The sequence below is a fragment of the Hespellia stercorisuis DSM 15480 genome (genome assembly GCF_900142165.1).
Taxonomy (GTDB): Bacteria; Bacillota; Clostridia; order Lachnospirales; family Lachnospiraceae; genus Hespellia; species Hespellia stercorisuis.
This window is the reverse complement of record NZ_FQZY01000035.1, coordinates 1-15839: the sequence shown is the minus strand read 5'-3', so window position 1 is coordinate 15839 and position 15839 is coordinate 1. Positions and strand designations below refer to the sequence as shown.

The window sequence follows — 15839 nt, the reverse complement described above, 5'->3', positions numbered from 1 at the left end:
CCCGTAGTGTGATTTGCCCTGCGTGAACCGTGAAACGGAAGTGGGGGTCTGTTTTTTGAACAATGGGGCTCATTCACTATTTGATATAAAATGGCAGTGAACAAAATAATTTATCTTGAAAGAAGATTATTGGGAAAGGTGGTATAAACATGATTGAAGAAGATGCTGCAGTAAAGGAACCAATCAGAACGATTGGAGTATTGACAAGTGGTGGAGACGCACCGGGAATGAACGCGGCAATCCGTGCCGTTGTGAGAACAGCACTTGCATGTGGTATTAAAGTACGTGGAATCAGAAGAGGATATCACGGTTTATTAAAAGAAGAGATTATTGATTTATCGGCAAGAGACGTTTCAGATACAATTCAGCGTGGAGGAACAATTCTCCAGACAGCTCGATGTGCATCTATGCGTACAGAAGAAGGACAGCAGAAGGCAGCAGCCATCTGCAAGAAGTATGGTATCGACGGACTGGTTGTCATCGGTGGTGACGGTTCTTTCGCAGGAGCGAAGGCACTGGCACATCTTGGAGTCAACACAATCGGACTTCCGGGAACGATCGATCTGGATATTGCCTGTACAGAGTACACCATCGGTTTCGACACAGCAGTGAACACCGCTATGGAGGCAATCGATAAGGTACGTGATACCTCGACATCTCATGAGAGATGTAGTATCATTGAGGTTATGGGACGTGACGCAGGATACCTTGCATTGTGGTGCGGTATCGCCAACGGCGCAGAGAAGATTCTGATGCCGGAGGAGCATGACTATGACGAAGAAGCATTGATCAAGGACATCAAAGAATGTCAGCGCAGAGGTAAGAAGAACTATATCATCATCAACGCAGAGGGTGTAGGAGATTCCATGAACATGGCGAAGAGAATCGAAGCGGCGACAGGTATGGAGACCAGAGCGACAATCCTGGGACACATGCAGCGTGGTGGAAGCCCGACATGTAAGGACAGAGTGTATGCTTCTGTCATGGGCGCAAAGGCAGTAGAACTTCTGGTACAGGGCAAGACAAACCGTGTGGTTGGTTACATGCACGGAGAGTACAAGGATTTCGACATCAATGAAGCACTGTCCATGAAGAAGACGGTTCCGGATTATCAGTATGACATTGCGAAGACACTTGCATTGTAATCACTGATCAGACGATCACAAAGATCCATGGTATCAGGGGCGGACAGCTGTTGACACCAGCACCATTCACAGATGAATATTGGAATAAAAAAACTTTATGACGGTTCAGAGCCTGGAAAAACGAAGCCGATTGGCTGCGTGTGGCTCTGAATCGTCACAAGAATATCAGGAGATAATAATTAATATGGATTCTAAAAAAACTGCTCCGATTGGAGTCTTTGATTCCGGCGTCGGCGGGCTGACCGTCGCGCGTGAGATCGTGCGGCAGCTCCCAGGTGAGGATATTGTTTACTTTGGGGATACCGCGCGCGTGCCATACGGTAGTAAATCAAAAGATAATATTATACGATTCTCCAGACAGATCATCCGCTTTCTGCAGACAAAACAGGTGAAGGCCATCGTGATTGCCTGCAATACAGCCAGTGCGCTGGCGCTTGATACGGTCAGGGATGAGTTTGACGTACCAATCATAGGAGTGGTTATTCCGGGAGCGCGAGCAGCAGTTGAGGCAACAGCGAATAGCCATGTTGGAATTGTAGGGACAGATGCAACAGTACATAGCCATGTGTATACGAAGGTCATCACGGGGATGAATCCTGAGATTGCGGTCATCGAGAAAGCATGCCCGCTGTTTGTGCCGCTGGTGGAGGAAGGGTTCAAGAACCATCATGTGACGGAGGAGATCATTGATTTTTATCTATCCTCCATGAAGGAGACGCCAATCGATACCATGATTCTGGGATGTACTCATTATCCGCTGCTGCGCTCAAAAATCCGCGCGTACATGGGAGATGAGATACAGATCGTCAATCCGGCTTACGAGACGGCTATGGACCTGAAACATTTGCTGGAGAGAGAGAATATGGTAAATGATGTGGCGGACGGTGTGCTCGGACACTGTGAGTTTTATGTCAGTGATGCTGCGGACAAGTTCAAGGAATTTGCCAATTCCGTGATGCCATATGATATTTCGACCACGAAAGTAATCAATATCGAAGAATATTAGGAAGACAGTTTACTGTGATACAGCGGCATTCTGCGCGGCAGAATATATCAGATGTGCAGAGATTCGAAGAAGATGTCAGCAAAGCTGACCGAATCTCGCACCAAGACTCGCGAGCGAGTCTTGAATTTGCAGATGACGCGGGTGTGGATTTGTGAATTGTAACATAAGGTGAGAGAATGACAAAGGATGTACTGGTGACAATATCGGGACTCCACGTCGATGTGCTGGAGGGTGCGGGTGACAACGATTCGATCGAAGTCATCACGCCGGGCAGCTATTATCTGCGCAACGGCAAGCACTATGTGCTGTATGAGGAAGTGACAGAAGGCATCGTGGGAGTAACGAAAAATAAGATAAAGATAACGGGGCAGGATTCCATGGAGATTATCAAATCCGGGGTTTCCAACGCCCACATGGTGTTTGAAAAACACAAGACGAACCAGACCTACTACGACACGCCGTTCGGCCAGATGCTGGTGGGTGTCAACACCCGGAACCTGGAAGTCAGTGTGACAGAGAAAAATATCGATGTCAGGATCGACTATGAACTGGATGTGAATCATGAACCGCTGGCAGACTGCAAGATTCGGATGAATATTACTTCGAAAACGGGCGGAGACTTTAGCATGAGCGCCGGGATACCGAACTGACAGGATATCGGACTGACAATAGAGACTCCGTTGGGGATTCAATCGGGGACAGGTCAAATGACAATTGGGGACGTAGCAAAGTTGCAACTTTGCTACGTCCCCAATTGTCATTTGACCTGTCCCCGATTGAATCTATTTATCTTTTTTAAATCTTGCAAAAAATCCTTTTTTCTTAACCGGTGTCTCGAGTGGTCCGCGAAGTCCTCTCACACTTGTGATATAGATGCCGCTTACGACTGCCTTGACTTCCTTTTTAACCGGAACCTGATCGAAGATCTGTGCATCGCACATCAGTGTCATTACTTTCGGTCCGATCTTTGCTTTTACAACCGGTACTTTGGAACGTCTGAGGTACTTCGGTGTGTTATCGAGTACAACGGACGGGAACCCAGCATCCTTCAGACGCATCTTGCCTTTATCGATAATCAGCATGGTTACGTTCTGTGCCGCTGCATCCATCTGCTCTTTTTGTTCTGCCTGCTTTTTCTCAGCTCTTTTCCCGAGGAAATATAAAACAATCAATGCGATGATCAGCACGATTAAAACTCCAATTAATATTTTTAACCCTAAACTCACAACATTACCCTCCTAAATAGTTCTTTTTTCAGCATTTTACTGCGATTTATTGTACCATTGTTTCAGGATAAGTGCAAGCGATTTGACGTTTTAGGGGTTACTTTTCTTACATGAACACTGTATAATGAATGCATGGCGAAAGGAGTACCGCTTATGATAGAAACGATTTGGACAGGACTTGGAGACGGCTGGGATTTTCTTATGAACAATCTTCTGATCATCAACATCCTCCTGTCGCTTGTGATTATATTTTTTCAGAGAAGATCGCCGCAGACTGTGTGGACGTGGCTTCTGCTGTTATATTTCATCCCGATTCTGGGATTTGTCCTGTATCTGGTGATCGGTCAGGACTTTCACAAAAGCAGAATGTTTAAAATGAAAGAGATCGAGGGGGAATTAAAGTATGCCGTCCGCCGCCAGGAGGACAACATTTACCGAAAGAGGATGCGCCTTGCCAACCCGGAAATGAAACGGTTCGAGAACCTGATTCTCTATAACCTGGAGGCCGGGGAGTCGGTGATTACAGATAACAATGACGTGCGCATTTACACGGATGGAAAGGAAAAGTTCCGCGCACTGCTCCAGGAGATGGAGCAGGCAGAAAAATACATTCATTTTCAATATTATATAATAAGAAATGACGAACTGTGGCAGAAGATTGAGGAGGTTCTCATCCGCAAGGCGAAGGCGGGCGTGGAGGTGCGCGTTCTCTTTGACAGCATGGGCTGCCGAACAATGCGTAACCGTGACTGGGAGCGGATCGAGAGGGCCGGAATCCAGGTGGCCGAGTTTTTCCCGGCGCTGATGGGGAAACTACAACTGCGCGTCAACTATCGCAACCACAGGAAAATCGTGGTCATCGACGGACGGATTGGATTTGTCGGGGGTTACAATGTGGGGCGGGAGTATCTGGGAATGGACAAGAAGTTCGGCTACTGGCGCGACACGCATCTGTGCATCGAGGGTGCAGCGGTGACGTCTCTTGCGGTTCGTTTCGTACTGGATTGGAACTATGCGTCGAAGGAGAATCTGTTCCTGCGGGATGAGCTGTTTGACATTCCACAGTACCGGCGGAACGGCCATGACCCGGTCCAGATCATCACCAGCGGACCGGATTCTAAGACGAAGGCAATCCGGGACAACTATCTCCGGCTGATCCACAGCGCGACGGATCACATCTACCTGCAGACGCCGTATCTGATTCCGGACGATTCCATACTGGACGCACTGATGATCGCCAGCCGGTCCGGAATCGATGTGCGGATCATGGTGCCCTGCAAGCCGGATCATCCGTTTGTGTATTGGGCCACTTACTCCTATGTGGGTGAGCTGGTGGCGGCCGGGGCGAAGTGCTATGTCTACAACAACGGCTTTCTCCACGCGAAGACACTGACCGTGGACGGCATGGTCGGAACCGTGGGCACGGCGAACATGGACATCCGCAGCTTCGGGCTGAACTTCGAGGTGAATGCGGTCATCTACAGTGAGCGGACGACCCAGAGGCTGGAGCGCGCTTTCGAGAATGACATGATGAGATCGACGCAGGTCACGCGGAAGATATACGATGAGCGGGGCTTTGTTATCAGGGTAAAGGAACAGTTTTCGAGGCTGTTGTCGCCGTTGCTGTAGCGTGCTGATTTTTTATGTATTGTAAGTCAGAAAAAATAATATCTAATAGAAATTGGGGCGAGGAGGCCTGCAAATTATCTGTTAGGTATTATTTTTTTTTGATAAAGCATGCGACATCACCTCTGATAGTTGCAATCAATTAAGGAATAGTCTGCAAAAAACAGATAATTCTGTCGAAATATAAAAAAAGAATTGACAAATTATAAAATAAGTAATAAGATTATGTTAAAACATAGTAAAACGTTTTACTGAATCGTTTTACTAAAAACTTCAAGAAAGAAAGGACGTGTATATTATGAAAAAGTGGAACAAATTAACAATTTTTTTACTCCCAATCGGTATTGCGGTGAATGTTGTAGGTGGACAACTTGCAATAATGCTGAAATTGCCGGTCTACCTTGACAGTATCGGAACCTTTATCGTAGGTTCGACCTGTGGAATCCTTCCGGGACTGATTGTAGCAGTTTTGACACAGCTGCTGAACTCCATTACCCTGCCGACGAACCTGTTGTATATCGAGATCGGAATGCTCTTTGCGGTACTGGCTCATTTCTTTGCTAAATACGAGCGGTTTAAGTCAATCCCAAGAACTGTTGTAAATGGTATTATCGCAGCCTGTATGAGTACGGCGCTGGCGGTACCGACAACTGCATTCTTACTGGGTGGGTTTGTTGGAACCGGCGCATCAGTTATCGTTACAGCACTGATGGCTTCAGGATGGTCTGTTCTTCCGGCAACCTTTGTGAGTGAATTAGTGACAGAGACGATGGATAAAGTGATTGTTATGATCATTGTGTTCTTCATTCTGAGAGCAATACCGGATAGATTACTCGTAAAGCTCCCGAATGCAAGATTCTTTATCAAGGATATGGACGAAGAAGATTAAAAGATGTAAACGATAAAAACATGCATTCTTTGATCCTCCGTAAGCATCCCACACTTCAAGTGCACACTAAATGGCGAGGTGAGGGATGCTTGTTTCAGCAGAGAAGCTGCCGGATGATCATGAGGAAGTAGCCAAGCGGATTCAGAATGTCCGCTTTACTGTAGGAGGATAAAATGGATAATTTGGAATTTGCGAATCATTTTCTGGAGCCGAGACGTTATGGAAATATAATCCGGGATCTCAATCCGCTGAATAGGTTAAATATTTTTTTAGTATTAGGATTAAGCGTTTTTTTCGTTAGTAAATATCAGTATGGATTCTTCATGGTAGTTTTACTATTTCTGATTGCAGCTCTGGCAGGGAGATTAAAAAACTACCTATCGGTTTACTGGAAGATCATGCTGTTATTCGGACTGTTTTTGTTCTGTGTTAAAGCGGCATTTTCTCCGGGGGTACATATGATTTTTCAGCTGTGGGGAATACATGTCTCTATAGAAAGTATTCAATCAGGGCTGAGTCTGATTTCAAAAGTATTGTCGTTTAGTGGTGTGGTTGTTTTATTTGTTCAGACGACAGAATGGGAAGATTTTACTTACGCATTAGAACAGATAGGCGTTCCCCACACCGTATCATTTGTTATATTGTCCTCTTTTCAGACAATCAGTGATCTGGGACAGAGCGCAAATGTCATTATGGATTCCCAGAAGGCAAGGGGAATCGAGACGGATGGAAATTTATGGAAACGCGCGAAAGCGTATATTCCGGTTATGGGGCCATTGGTAATTAATGCGGTTTCCGGCGTAGAAGAAAAATCCATCGCCATGGATGCCCGTGCATTTTCCGCTCCCGTACAAAATTCTTTCCTAATAGAATTACCAAAAGTAACTGTGAAGGAAAAAGCATTTGTTATTTTAATCGACGTTTTGTTTGTCGCTTTAGTTGTAGGGAGGATTGCATTATGGCTTTTATAGAATTAAAGGATGTGACTTATACTTACCCACTGATGAAGGAGCCTGCCCTCAAAAATATCAGCTATACGTTTGAAAAAGGAAAATTTTACGGAATTATCGGAGAGAATGCAGGCGGAAAAACGACACTGTGCAATCTTCTCAGGGGATTGATTCCCCACTTTTATAAAGGAAAACTCCGCGGAGAAACCATTGTGAACGGAGAAGATATCAAAAAAGTAAATATTGATCTGCTGTCCACACAGATTGGATATGTGTTTCAGAATCCGTTCACTCAGATCAGCGGTGTGAAAAAGTCAGTGTTTGAAGAGATCGCTATCGGTCTTGAGAACTTAGGTGTCCCAAAACAGGAAATTATCGACAAGGTTTTAAACATTGCGAAGCTTGTGAACATTGAACACCTATTGCAGAATGATCCCAATGCGCTTTCGGGTGGTCAAAGACAGCGAGTTGCATTTGCCTCAGTCATCGCGATGGATATGGATGCATTTGTCATTGACGAACCAACCTCACAGTTGGATCCGGAAGGGACAGCAGGTATCTTCGAAATTATCCACATGTTAAAAGAGCAGGGGAAAACGGTGATACTTGTGGAACATAAGATTGATCTGCTGGCACAATATGCAGATGAAATGCTGGTTATGCATAAAGGTGAAATCATTGCAGGCGGTCCGACAAAAGAGGTGCTTTCCGACATAAGCCTGATGGAAAAAGGCGCCATGCTTCCCCACACTGTTTTATTGAACCATGAACTGAATCAGAAAAATATTTATCTGGACCACGTACCCGTAACCAAAGATGACTGTATTCGTCAGCTGAGGACGAGGATGAGCAGCTAGAGGAGGAAAAAATGAGTCAAATCCAATTGGAAAATGTTGATTTCCGGTATCCGAATGGTTTCCTTGCAAACGAAAATCTGAACTTAGTGATAAAGAAGGGCGAACGAGTTGCAATCGTGGGGCAAAACGGTGCAGGAAAAACAACGGCAGTAAAGTTAATGAACGGCTTGAATAAGCCGACGAATGGGAATGTATTTGTAAATGATATGAATACAAAGGATTATACGACAGCGCAGGTTGCAAAATATGTAGGTTATGTATTTCAAAATCCGGATGATCAGATTTTTAATCAGAGTGTATATGATGAAATTGCTTATATGCCCAGGTACTATAAGAAATCGGAAAAAGAAGTCAAAAAAAATGTGGACGAAGCGGCAGATATTTTGAATATCCGAACGTTTTTGAAAAGCAATCCTTTTGAAATTCCGTATACGATTCGAAAATTTGTTACGATTGCAGCGATTCTGGCAATCGAGCCACAATATCTGATTTTAGATGAGCCAACAGCCGGGCAGGATCTGGTTGGAACGAAAATATTATCAAACCTTCTGGACGTTTTACAGCAAAAGAAAGTGGGAGTGATTACCATTACCCATGATATGGAGTTTGTGACGGAAAATTTTTTAAGGGTCATCGCAATGGCGAATAAGCATATTATTGCGGACGGAACGGCAAAAGAAATCTTCTCCAGAGATGAAATTATTGAGGAGAGCAGAATTAAGCGGACAGATATGGGAATTATCGGGGCAGAATTGGGACTTGGAAAAGACATTCTCAACCCGGCGGAGCTTGTGGAAGTATTATCCAGCAGGATAGATGTTCAATAACAGGAGCGTAGAAAATGAAAGAAGACAAAAAATGGGTTAATGAAACGATTGAAAAAAATAAACAAAAATATATCGACTGCCTGTTAAAGCTGGCAAGTATTGATACGCATGATATTGGCCATGGCATCGAAGGCGGTCTGGAGGGGGCTGGGCAGGAATACCTGGTACAGCTCTTCAACGAAATGCAGGCGGATTCCGTGGAGAAAGACCCGTTGAAGGAAGAAAGCATTTTAAAATGCAAGGAGTTGTACAGGGAAGGAAATACCGGACACAACTATGAAAACAGATTTAATGTTTATGCAACCCTGAACGGGAAAAGCGAGAAGTCCATTTTGTTTAACGGGCATATCGACCATATGCCTGCAGATAACCTGAAGGCGTGGGACATTCCGCCACTGGAGCCACAGGTGATCGACGACCGGATCACAGGTCTTGGAATTGCGGACATGAAAGCCGGGCTTATGGCATGCATTATGGCAAGTATGGTATTCCGTGATGCGGGGAAAGAATTTCCTATTACTGTAAAATATGCAACGGTATGTGACGAAGAGGGTGGAGGAAACGGTTCTCTCTGCGCGGCAATGAGCGGTGTGAAGGCAGATGCGGTTGTAGTATGCGAACCGACAAATTATGAATTGATCGCAGCGCATATGGGTTGGGTATTTTTTGAGGTAGAAGTGGAAGGAATCGCGGTTCATTCGGGTCTGAAGCTGGCAGGAGTCAATGCCATTGAAAAAGCGTACCTGCTGATGCAGGCAATTGACGATTTGGAGCACAGATGGCTGCTGAAATATAAACACCAGCTGCTGCCACCGCCATCCAGCAACGTAGGGGTAATCTGTGGCGGCGAGGCAGGTTCAACCATACCGGATTACTGCAGTTTTAAAACCTGTGTTCATTATCTCCCCGGAGTGATGAGCCATGAGCAGGTTGTTCAGGAATATACGGATGCTATTTTGAAGCGCTGCGAGGGTGACGAATGGCTCAGCCAACATAAGCCTAAAATCAGCATTTATCAGACAGGTAATCCATTTGAAATGGATTTGTCTCATCCATTTGTATCGGCATTCCAGAATGCCTATGAAAATGCAATGGAGCGTCCGGTAAAGATTGTGGGCTCCCCTGCCGGATGTGATTCCAGAACCTGGCACAATATCGTGAAGTGCCCGACACTCCAATATGGACCGGGCTCACTGGAGCAGTGCCATACGGTAAATGAATATGTGACGGTAGATCAATATCTGGATGCTATCAAGATTTATGTGAACCTAATACTGGAGTGGGCAGAAAAATAAAGTGATGAATAGAATAATTATAAAAGGCGGCCTGGTTATTGACCCTTCTCAGGGTATCAATGAAGTGCAGGACATTCTGATTGATGCAGACAGAATATGTGATATGAGAAAGGAAATCATACCGGAGGACGGTGACCGCGTGATTTCCTGCGAAGGTCTGGAGGTCTGGCCGGGGCTGATTGACATGCATCTGCATGTGGCAGATTTGTTTGAAATACATACGGCAACACCTTACGGCGCGGTAGAAGACGGGGTGACGACAGCATTATCACCGGGAGCAGGAAATACGCTTATGTCACCCGCACTGCTTGGCGCGGAGGTCGACCGGGGGCTTCCCTTAAACGCAGGGGTATACCTGGGGGCGCTGAATGTTCTTGGAACGCAGCTTTCCGACGAAGAGTTGATTGCTCTGTTTCATGGAAAACTGGAGAGCGGGAAGAAAGCAGAAAAGCTGTCCCATAACCGTGTGACAAATGAGACAGCGCAATATTGCATTGGTATCAAGGAACATATGGGGCATTTCCTTTTGTCGGATACATGGATTGAACGGCTCTATCACATTACTTCAGAGGCCGGACTGGTTTTCATGTCGCATACGCAGGATCCTTTTCACACCAGCCATCTTGTGGATATGGCAAAAGGACGGGAAATTCATCTGGGACATACAAATGCTGCCGGATGCGGAACACATGCGGAGCCGGAGGCCGGGATAAAGCAGGTGATCGATTTGTGCCAAAAAGAAAATGTCACAGGGGAATTTGTGACAACTATGCTTCGAAAGGGGCTTGGTAGCAGGGAAGGGCTTCAGATGACAAAAGGTTCCCGCGAGCTTGCACTTGAGGCGGTTCGGGAAGGCATCATTGACATTCTGGTTTCGGATGGACAAAACCAGTCTACTATGAAAGGATTTGGAGATACCAGGGACAATATCCCGTGTATCCTGGAACTCACGGAAGAAGGTGTGCTGGATCGCAGTGCGGCTGTAGCGATGATGACGAAAAATCCGGCAGACTATCTGGGGAGAATTACCGGTTGCAGGGAATGGACAGAATGTTATGGGACGTTGAAAAAGCATGCATATGCGAATCTGGCAGTGGTTGATCCAAATGACAAGCTGGCAACGTATGTCATGACAAATGGTCAGCTGACTTCATTTGAAAATCGCTTTATCCGCGGACATGGATATGCGGGAAACTGGGTCAGCAGGTTTGGAACAACAAAGTTAAAAATTGGTGATGCATCAATATATTCAATTTAGGAGGTTAAAGAAGAGATGGGTAAAATATTATTGGCTGGGGAATCGTGGATGAGCCAAACGGTTCACGTGAAAGGATTCGATTCATTTTATACATCGGTTTATGAAACTGGGGAAAAATGGTTAAAGGCAGCACTTGAAAACGGTGGACATGAGGTGGATTTTCTGCCGAACCATCTTGCAAATGCGGAGTTCCCATTTACCATGGAAGAACTTTCACAATATGATTGTGTGATTTTATCAGATATTGGGGCGAATACACTGCTGCTCCCGGGAGTAACTTTTTTGAAAAGCGAGAAAAGGCCAAATCGTGCAAAGCTTATCCGGGACTATGTGCTGGAGGGCGGTGCGCTGATTATGGTGGGAGGCTACCTGACGTTTTCCGGGGTGGATGCAAAAGGAAAATGGCATGACACCGCAGTGCAGGAGGTACTTCCAGTAGAAGTGCTGACCGTGGATGACCGCATGGAGCACTGTGAAGGTGTAACCCCGAGAATGACAGCAAAGCACGACGCGCTGGCGGATCTGCCGGAATTGTTTCCGGATATTTTGGGATATAATAAGACAATTGCAAAGGAAGATGCATTTGTCGCGGCAGAGGTAGAAGGCGATCCGTTTATTGCATTTGGCAATTATGGGAAAGGAAAATCGGCAGTCGTCACAACAGACTGCGCGCCACACTGGGCGCCACAGGAATTTTGCGAGTGGAAGTATTACGATAAGCTCTGGCAGGGAATCGTTGGCTGGCTTACGGAGTAGAGTCGGATGGAATGCAGATATATGGATGCCGAAATTTTACTGGAAAAAATTTTAAATATACCGAGTGTAAATGGGAAGGACGATGAAGGCGCTGTAGCGCGGTTCATCGCCTCCTATTTGCATGACTGCGGACTGGAAACGCGGATTCAGAAAATCGATGAGACTCACAGCAATGTGATTGCAGTATTAAAAGGAAAATCGCCTGCCTTTATTCTGTGGAATGGCCATATAGATACGGTGCCCTACGGAGATCTTAAGGCGTGGGATCATAATCCGGCAGTTGCGGTGAGAATGGATGACAGAATATATGCCCGCGGTGCAAGTGATATGAAAAGCGGTCTGGCTGCAATGGTATATGTGCTGGGGGAACTTGGAAGGCAGAAGTTCTGCCCCGAGAAAACAATTGTATTTCTCGGCAGCTGCGATGAGGAGAAAAATGGACTGGGTGCAAGATACTTTCTGGAACAGGAAGAGATGCAGTCACCGGAACTTTTGTTGATTGGAGAGCCGACAGCCTGTAATCTTGGAATTGCTCAAAAGGGGTGCATGTGGCTGAACCTGAAAGTGGAGGGAAGCGCAAGCCATGGCGCAGAACCGGAGCGGGGAGCGAATGCAATCGAGCAGGGGGTTCTTTTGTTACTGGAACTGAAGAACTGGATACGGACATTTTCTCATAAGATTCTTGGAAATGCAACGATGCAGATTAACTTGTGCAGTGGCGGGACGGCACCCAATATGACAGCTGATCTTGCGGAGTTTACCGTGGATATCAGATTGATTCCGGGGATGAGTGACGGGCAGGTGCTGACGAAAGTGCAGGAACTTGTCAATAAGTTTACCGGACAGAATCACAACCCGATTCGCTTTTACTTCGAGGTGGAAAACAACCGGCCGGCGGTTGAACTTGCAGAGGACAGCGAGTGGATTGCACGCTTTAAAGAACTGCCAGGAGTTTCAGAGGGGGCCGATACCCCGTTGAAGCTGATTGGCATCAATTATTTTACGGATGCTTCGGTACTGTGTGAAAAGTGGAAAAATCTTCCGGTCCTTCTGCTAGGCCCCGGAGAACCTGATATGTGTCATAAAGCAAATGAGTATGTACAATTGGGAAAATATTCCAATGTAATTGCTATTTTATTCCAATTATGCAATAATATTTGATAGTTAGAGAAATACGAGGGATTTTTATGCGAACTACAATCAAAGATATTGCAAACCATACGGGGCTTTCTGTAACGACGATATCAATGGTATTGAATAACAAAGCGGATTCCATACCTGAAAGCACGAAGGAAAAAGTATTTAAAGCTGTAAAAGAGTTAAATTATCGTCCTAATCAGATGGCAGTTGGCTTAGTAAAACGCCAGAGTAAGACAATCGGGTTGATTCTCTCTGACGTAAGTAACAGTTTTTTTGCGATGATTGCAAAGGCAATCGAGGACGGATGTCATGAACATGGATGGAATCTGATCTTATGTAACACGAATAACCACCATGACAGGGAAGTGGCTTATATTCAAGCGTTGATTGATAAAAGTGTGGACGGAATTATTTTGTGTATGGCGAGAGAGAATACGAAGAAAAGATTATCTGAGACGATTAGTATTCTGAATGAAAACCATATTCCGTTTGTTATGCTTGACCGTTTCTCGCCTCAGATGGATTGCGGGGCGGTTATTGTGAATCATGAACTGGGCGGTTATCTTGCGGGGAAATATCTGCTGGATATGGGACACCGCAGAATCGGGTGCATTACCGGACCGAATGATTTGGCAGATTCCAATGATCGTACCAAGGGATTTGAGAAAGCATTGAAAGAATATTCCATGAAATTGGATCCGTCTTTGATGTATGAAGGTGATTATGATATCGACGGCGGTGAAAAGGGCACAGAATATCTAATGAAAAAGGGTGTTACAGCAATCTTTGCGTATAATGATCTGACGGCGTACGGTGTTTACCGGTATGCGGGGAGAATCGGAAAGAAAATTCCGGATGATTTTTCGGTGATCGGTTATGATGACGTCACTTTTTCGGAAATTATCACACCGCCCCTTACGACAATCCGGCAGCCGGTGTATGACATGGGGATTGAAGCGGTGAGACAGGTAATAAAAGGGATTCAGCAGGGAGACGGGAAGTATGAACGGATAGAATTTGATCCGGAAATTGTGATACGTTTCAGCGTGAAACAAAACTAAGAACAGATGAGCGATCCAGATCAAAGCATGGGAGTTCATTGCAGAAGGTTGTAAAAATCTGCAATGAACTCCCATGCTTTTGCTGCTGCCGACAGCCCTCCCCCAATAGCGTGAAATAAGTGTGAATAATCCTAAAAGGGTTCCAATTCTACAGCAAATATGGTATAACGAAAAGAGCATGTTTACGATTTACGTGAAATAAAAATAAGAGGTGTAGAAATGAAAAAGAAATTAATAACGTTACTTGCAGGTCTTTGCGCAGTGTCCATGCTTGCAGGATGCAGCAGCACCGGCGGAAAATTATCGAATGATAACGTCACCATTTCCCAGTATAAGGGATTGGAAGTTGAGAAGGTCAGTGCAACAGAAGTGACAGATGACATGGTAGAGTCACAGATCTCGAGCAATCTGCAGGGGAAAGCAACGACTGAGGAGATTACCGACAGAGCAGTTGAGTCAGGCGATACGGCTGTGATCGACTATACAGGCAAGATCGATGGAACAGAATTTGACGGTGGATCTGCCAAAGATTATTCACTGCTGATCGGTTCCGGCTCATTTATCGGGGCGAACGGTGACAGCAAGGGATTTGAGGAACAGATCATCGGACACAATATCGGAGAGACATTTGACATCACGGTTCAGTTCCCGGATGACTATACAAATACGGATTATGCGGGAAAGAAGGCCGTATTTACAATTACAATTAAATCAATCTCAATCTCCACTGCTCCGGAACTCACAGATAAATGGGTAAAAGAGAACAGTGAGGAATCCAAGACCGTTGCGGAGTACAAGAAAGAAGTAAAGAAGGAGCTTGAGAAGAACTACGAGGATTCCACAAAGGAAAGTCTTAAGAGTGAAGTGATTGATGCACTGTTGGAGAAGACCGAAGTGAAGAAGTATCCGGAGGACGATGTGAAAAGCCAGGTGGACGAAATGACCGACTACTACAAGAGCATGGCAGAGTCTTATGGAATGGAATATACAGACTTCCTGAACCAGTATCTTGGAATGACAGAGGATGATTTTACCACACAGGTGAAGACTGCTGCACAGGATACAGTAAAGAAGAATCTTGCGTGCCAGCTGATCGCAGATAAGAAAAAACTAAACCTTTCCGACAAAGAATATAAGGCGGAGTATAAGACACTGGCGGAGAATTACGGCTACGAGAGTACAGACGATCTGATCGATCAGGTCGGTGAGGATACATTGAAGCAGATTGTTCTTCAGGACAAGGTTGCAGACTATCTGGTGGAGAGCTGCGTACAGGTTGAGGCAACTGAGACGACCGATGAGCAGACAACGACCGACACGACAACAGATTCCTCATCAGACAGCGAATCTACGACGGATACAGAAAATACGACAGAGAGTGCAGAATAACCTGCCGGAGTGGAACCAGAATACTGGATTGATTTATCCGGTAGGATGGACAGGCGGGCAAAAAAGTACGAAGTGACAAAAATATCGTGACATAATAGACAGTATAAATTGGGGCTGTCGCACTAAGTAATTAGTGCGCAGCTCCTTTTTTATGCAAAAACACAAATGCCAGGCTTCGAAAAGCCTGGCAAAAGGTGTAAAATATACTTATGCTAATAAATAAAATCTTACAAAAGAATTATACTCTGGCAGAAGATTTTTATCAACTAAAACTGCCACTAAATATCGATTACATAATCCCAGATAATGATTCGGTGCGTTTGCTAAGTCAATTCGTGGAGGAGATGAATATTTCAGATTTATTAGGGACTTATTTCCGGATTCGGAAAAATACTGCAACGCCAAAACAGATGC

General features: G+C 45.3%; 15 protein-coding genes and 1 pseudogene. 15 read left to right on the top strand and 1 reads right to left on the bottom strand.

Going from position 1 to position 15839, the window contains the following annotated elements; all coding sequences use genetic code 11:
• Positions 1 to 149 precede the first annotated feature (149 nt).
• The 3 genes from pfkA (at position 150) to BUB85_RS12170 (ending at position 2801) form a co-directional block, all read left to right on the top strand.
• Positions 150 to 1145, top strand: a complete 996-nt coding sequence (gene pfkA, locus BUB85_RS12180) for a 6-phosphofructokinase (RefSeq protein WP_073110849.1) — start codon at positions 150 to 152, stop codon at positions 1143 to 1145.
• Positions 1146 to 1329: 184 nt separating this feature from the next.
• On the top strand, positions 1330 to 2151 hold the full coding sequence (murI, locus tag BUB85_RS12175) for a glutamate racemase (RefSeq protein WP_200803565.1): 822 nt from the start codon (positions 1330 to 1332) through the stop codon (positions 2149 to 2151).
• Between the two features lie 176 nt (positions 2152 to 2327).
• Positions 2328 to 2801: a DUF1934 domain-containing protein gene (locus BUB85_RS12170; protein ID WP_073110847.1), complete on the top strand. Its 474-nt coding sequence runs from the start codon at positions 2328 to 2330 to the stop codon at positions 2799 to 2801.
• 132 nt (positions 2802 to 2933) lie between these two features.
• Here the strand turns inward: BUB85_RS12170 and BUB85_RS12165 are convergent, their stop codons facing one another.
• Positions 2934 to 3377 (bottom strand): hypothetical protein, encoded by a 444-nt coding sequence (locus BUB85_RS12165; RefSeq protein ID WP_073110845.1) that lies wholly within the window; start codon positions 3375 to 3377, stop codon positions 2934 to 2936.
• Positions 3378 to 3530: 153 nt separating this feature from the next.
• On the opposite strand from BUB85_RS12165, the gene cls reads away from it, so the two are divergent.
• The 12 genes and pseudogenes from cls to BUB85_RS21855 form a co-directional block, all read left to right on the top strand.
• Positions 3531 to 5006 carry a cardiolipin synthase gene (gene cls, locus BUB85_RS12160; protein ID WP_073110843.1) on the top strand — a complete coding sequence of 492 codons (1476 nt, stop codon included), beginning with the start codon at positions 3531 to 3533 and terminating at the stop codon, positions 5004 to 5006.
• A 295-nt stretch (positions 5007 to 5301) separates the two neighbouring features.
• Entirely contained in the window at positions 5302 to 5892 is a 591-nt protein-coding gene (locus BUB85_RS12155; protein ID WP_073110841.1) for a hypothetical protein, read from the top strand.
• A 173-nt stretch (positions 5893 to 6065) separates the two neighbouring features.
• Positions 6066 to 6863, top strand: coding sequence for an energy-coupling factor transporter transmembrane component T family protein (locus BUB85_RS12150; RefSeq protein ID WP_073110840.1), 798 nt, complete (start codon positions 6066 to 6068; stop codon positions 6861 to 6863).
• Entirely contained in the window at positions 6851 to 7699 is an 849-nt protein-coding gene (locus tag BUB85_RS12145) for an energy-coupling factor ABC transporter ATP-binding protein (protein WP_073110839.1), read from the top strand. Before BUB85_RS12150 ends, BUB85_RS12145 begins: the two co-directional genes overlap by 13 nt.
• Positions 7700 to 7710: 11 nt before the next feature.
• A complete protein-coding gene (locus tag BUB85_RS12140; protein ID WP_073110838.1) occupies positions 7711 to 8526 on the top strand; it encodes an energy-coupling factor ABC transporter ATP-binding protein in 816 nt (271 codons plus the stop codon).
• 14 nt (positions 8527 to 8540) lie between these two features.
• Entirely contained in the window at positions 8541 to 9821 is a 1281-nt protein-coding gene (locus BUB85_RS12135) for a M20 family metallopeptidase (protein WP_073110836.1), read from the top strand.
• A 4-nt stretch (positions 9822 to 9825) separates the two neighbouring features.
• Positions 9826 to 11079, top strand: a complete 1254-nt coding sequence (locus tag BUB85_RS12130; protein WP_073110834.1) for an amidohydrolase family protein — start codon at positions 9826 to 9828, stop codon at positions 11077 to 11079.
• 15 nt (positions 11080 to 11094) lie between these two features.
• Positions 11095 to 11835, top strand: a complete 741-nt coding sequence (locus tag BUB85_RS12125) for a glutamine amidotransferase (RefSeq protein ID WP_073110832.1) — start codon at positions 11095 to 11097, stop codon at positions 11833 to 11835.
• Positions 11836 to 11841: 6 nt separating this feature from the next.
• On the top strand, positions 11842 to 12996 hold the full coding sequence (locus tag BUB85_RS12120; RefSeq protein ID WP_073110830.1) for a M20 family metallopeptidase: 1155 nt from the start codon (positions 11842 to 11844) through the stop codon (positions 12994 to 12996).
• Positions 12997 to 13022: 26 nt separating this feature from the next.
• Positions 13023 to 14036, top strand: a complete 1014-nt coding sequence (locus BUB85_RS12115) for a LacI family DNA-binding transcriptional regulator (RefSeq protein WP_073110828.1) — start codon at positions 13023 to 13025, stop codon at positions 14034 to 14036.
• 219 nt (positions 14037 to 14255) lie between these two features.
• Positions 14256 to 15425 carry a trigger factor gene (tig, locus tag BUB85_RS12110; RefSeq protein ID WP_073110826.1) on the top strand — a complete coding sequence of 390 codons (1170 nt, stop codon included), beginning with the start codon at positions 14256 to 14258 and terminating at the stop codon, positions 15423 to 15425.
• A 209-nt stretch (positions 15426 to 15634) separates the two neighbouring features.
• A pseudogene (locus BUB85_RS21855) lies at positions 15635 to 15839 on the top strand (IS5/IS1182 family transposase); the annotation flags it as partial.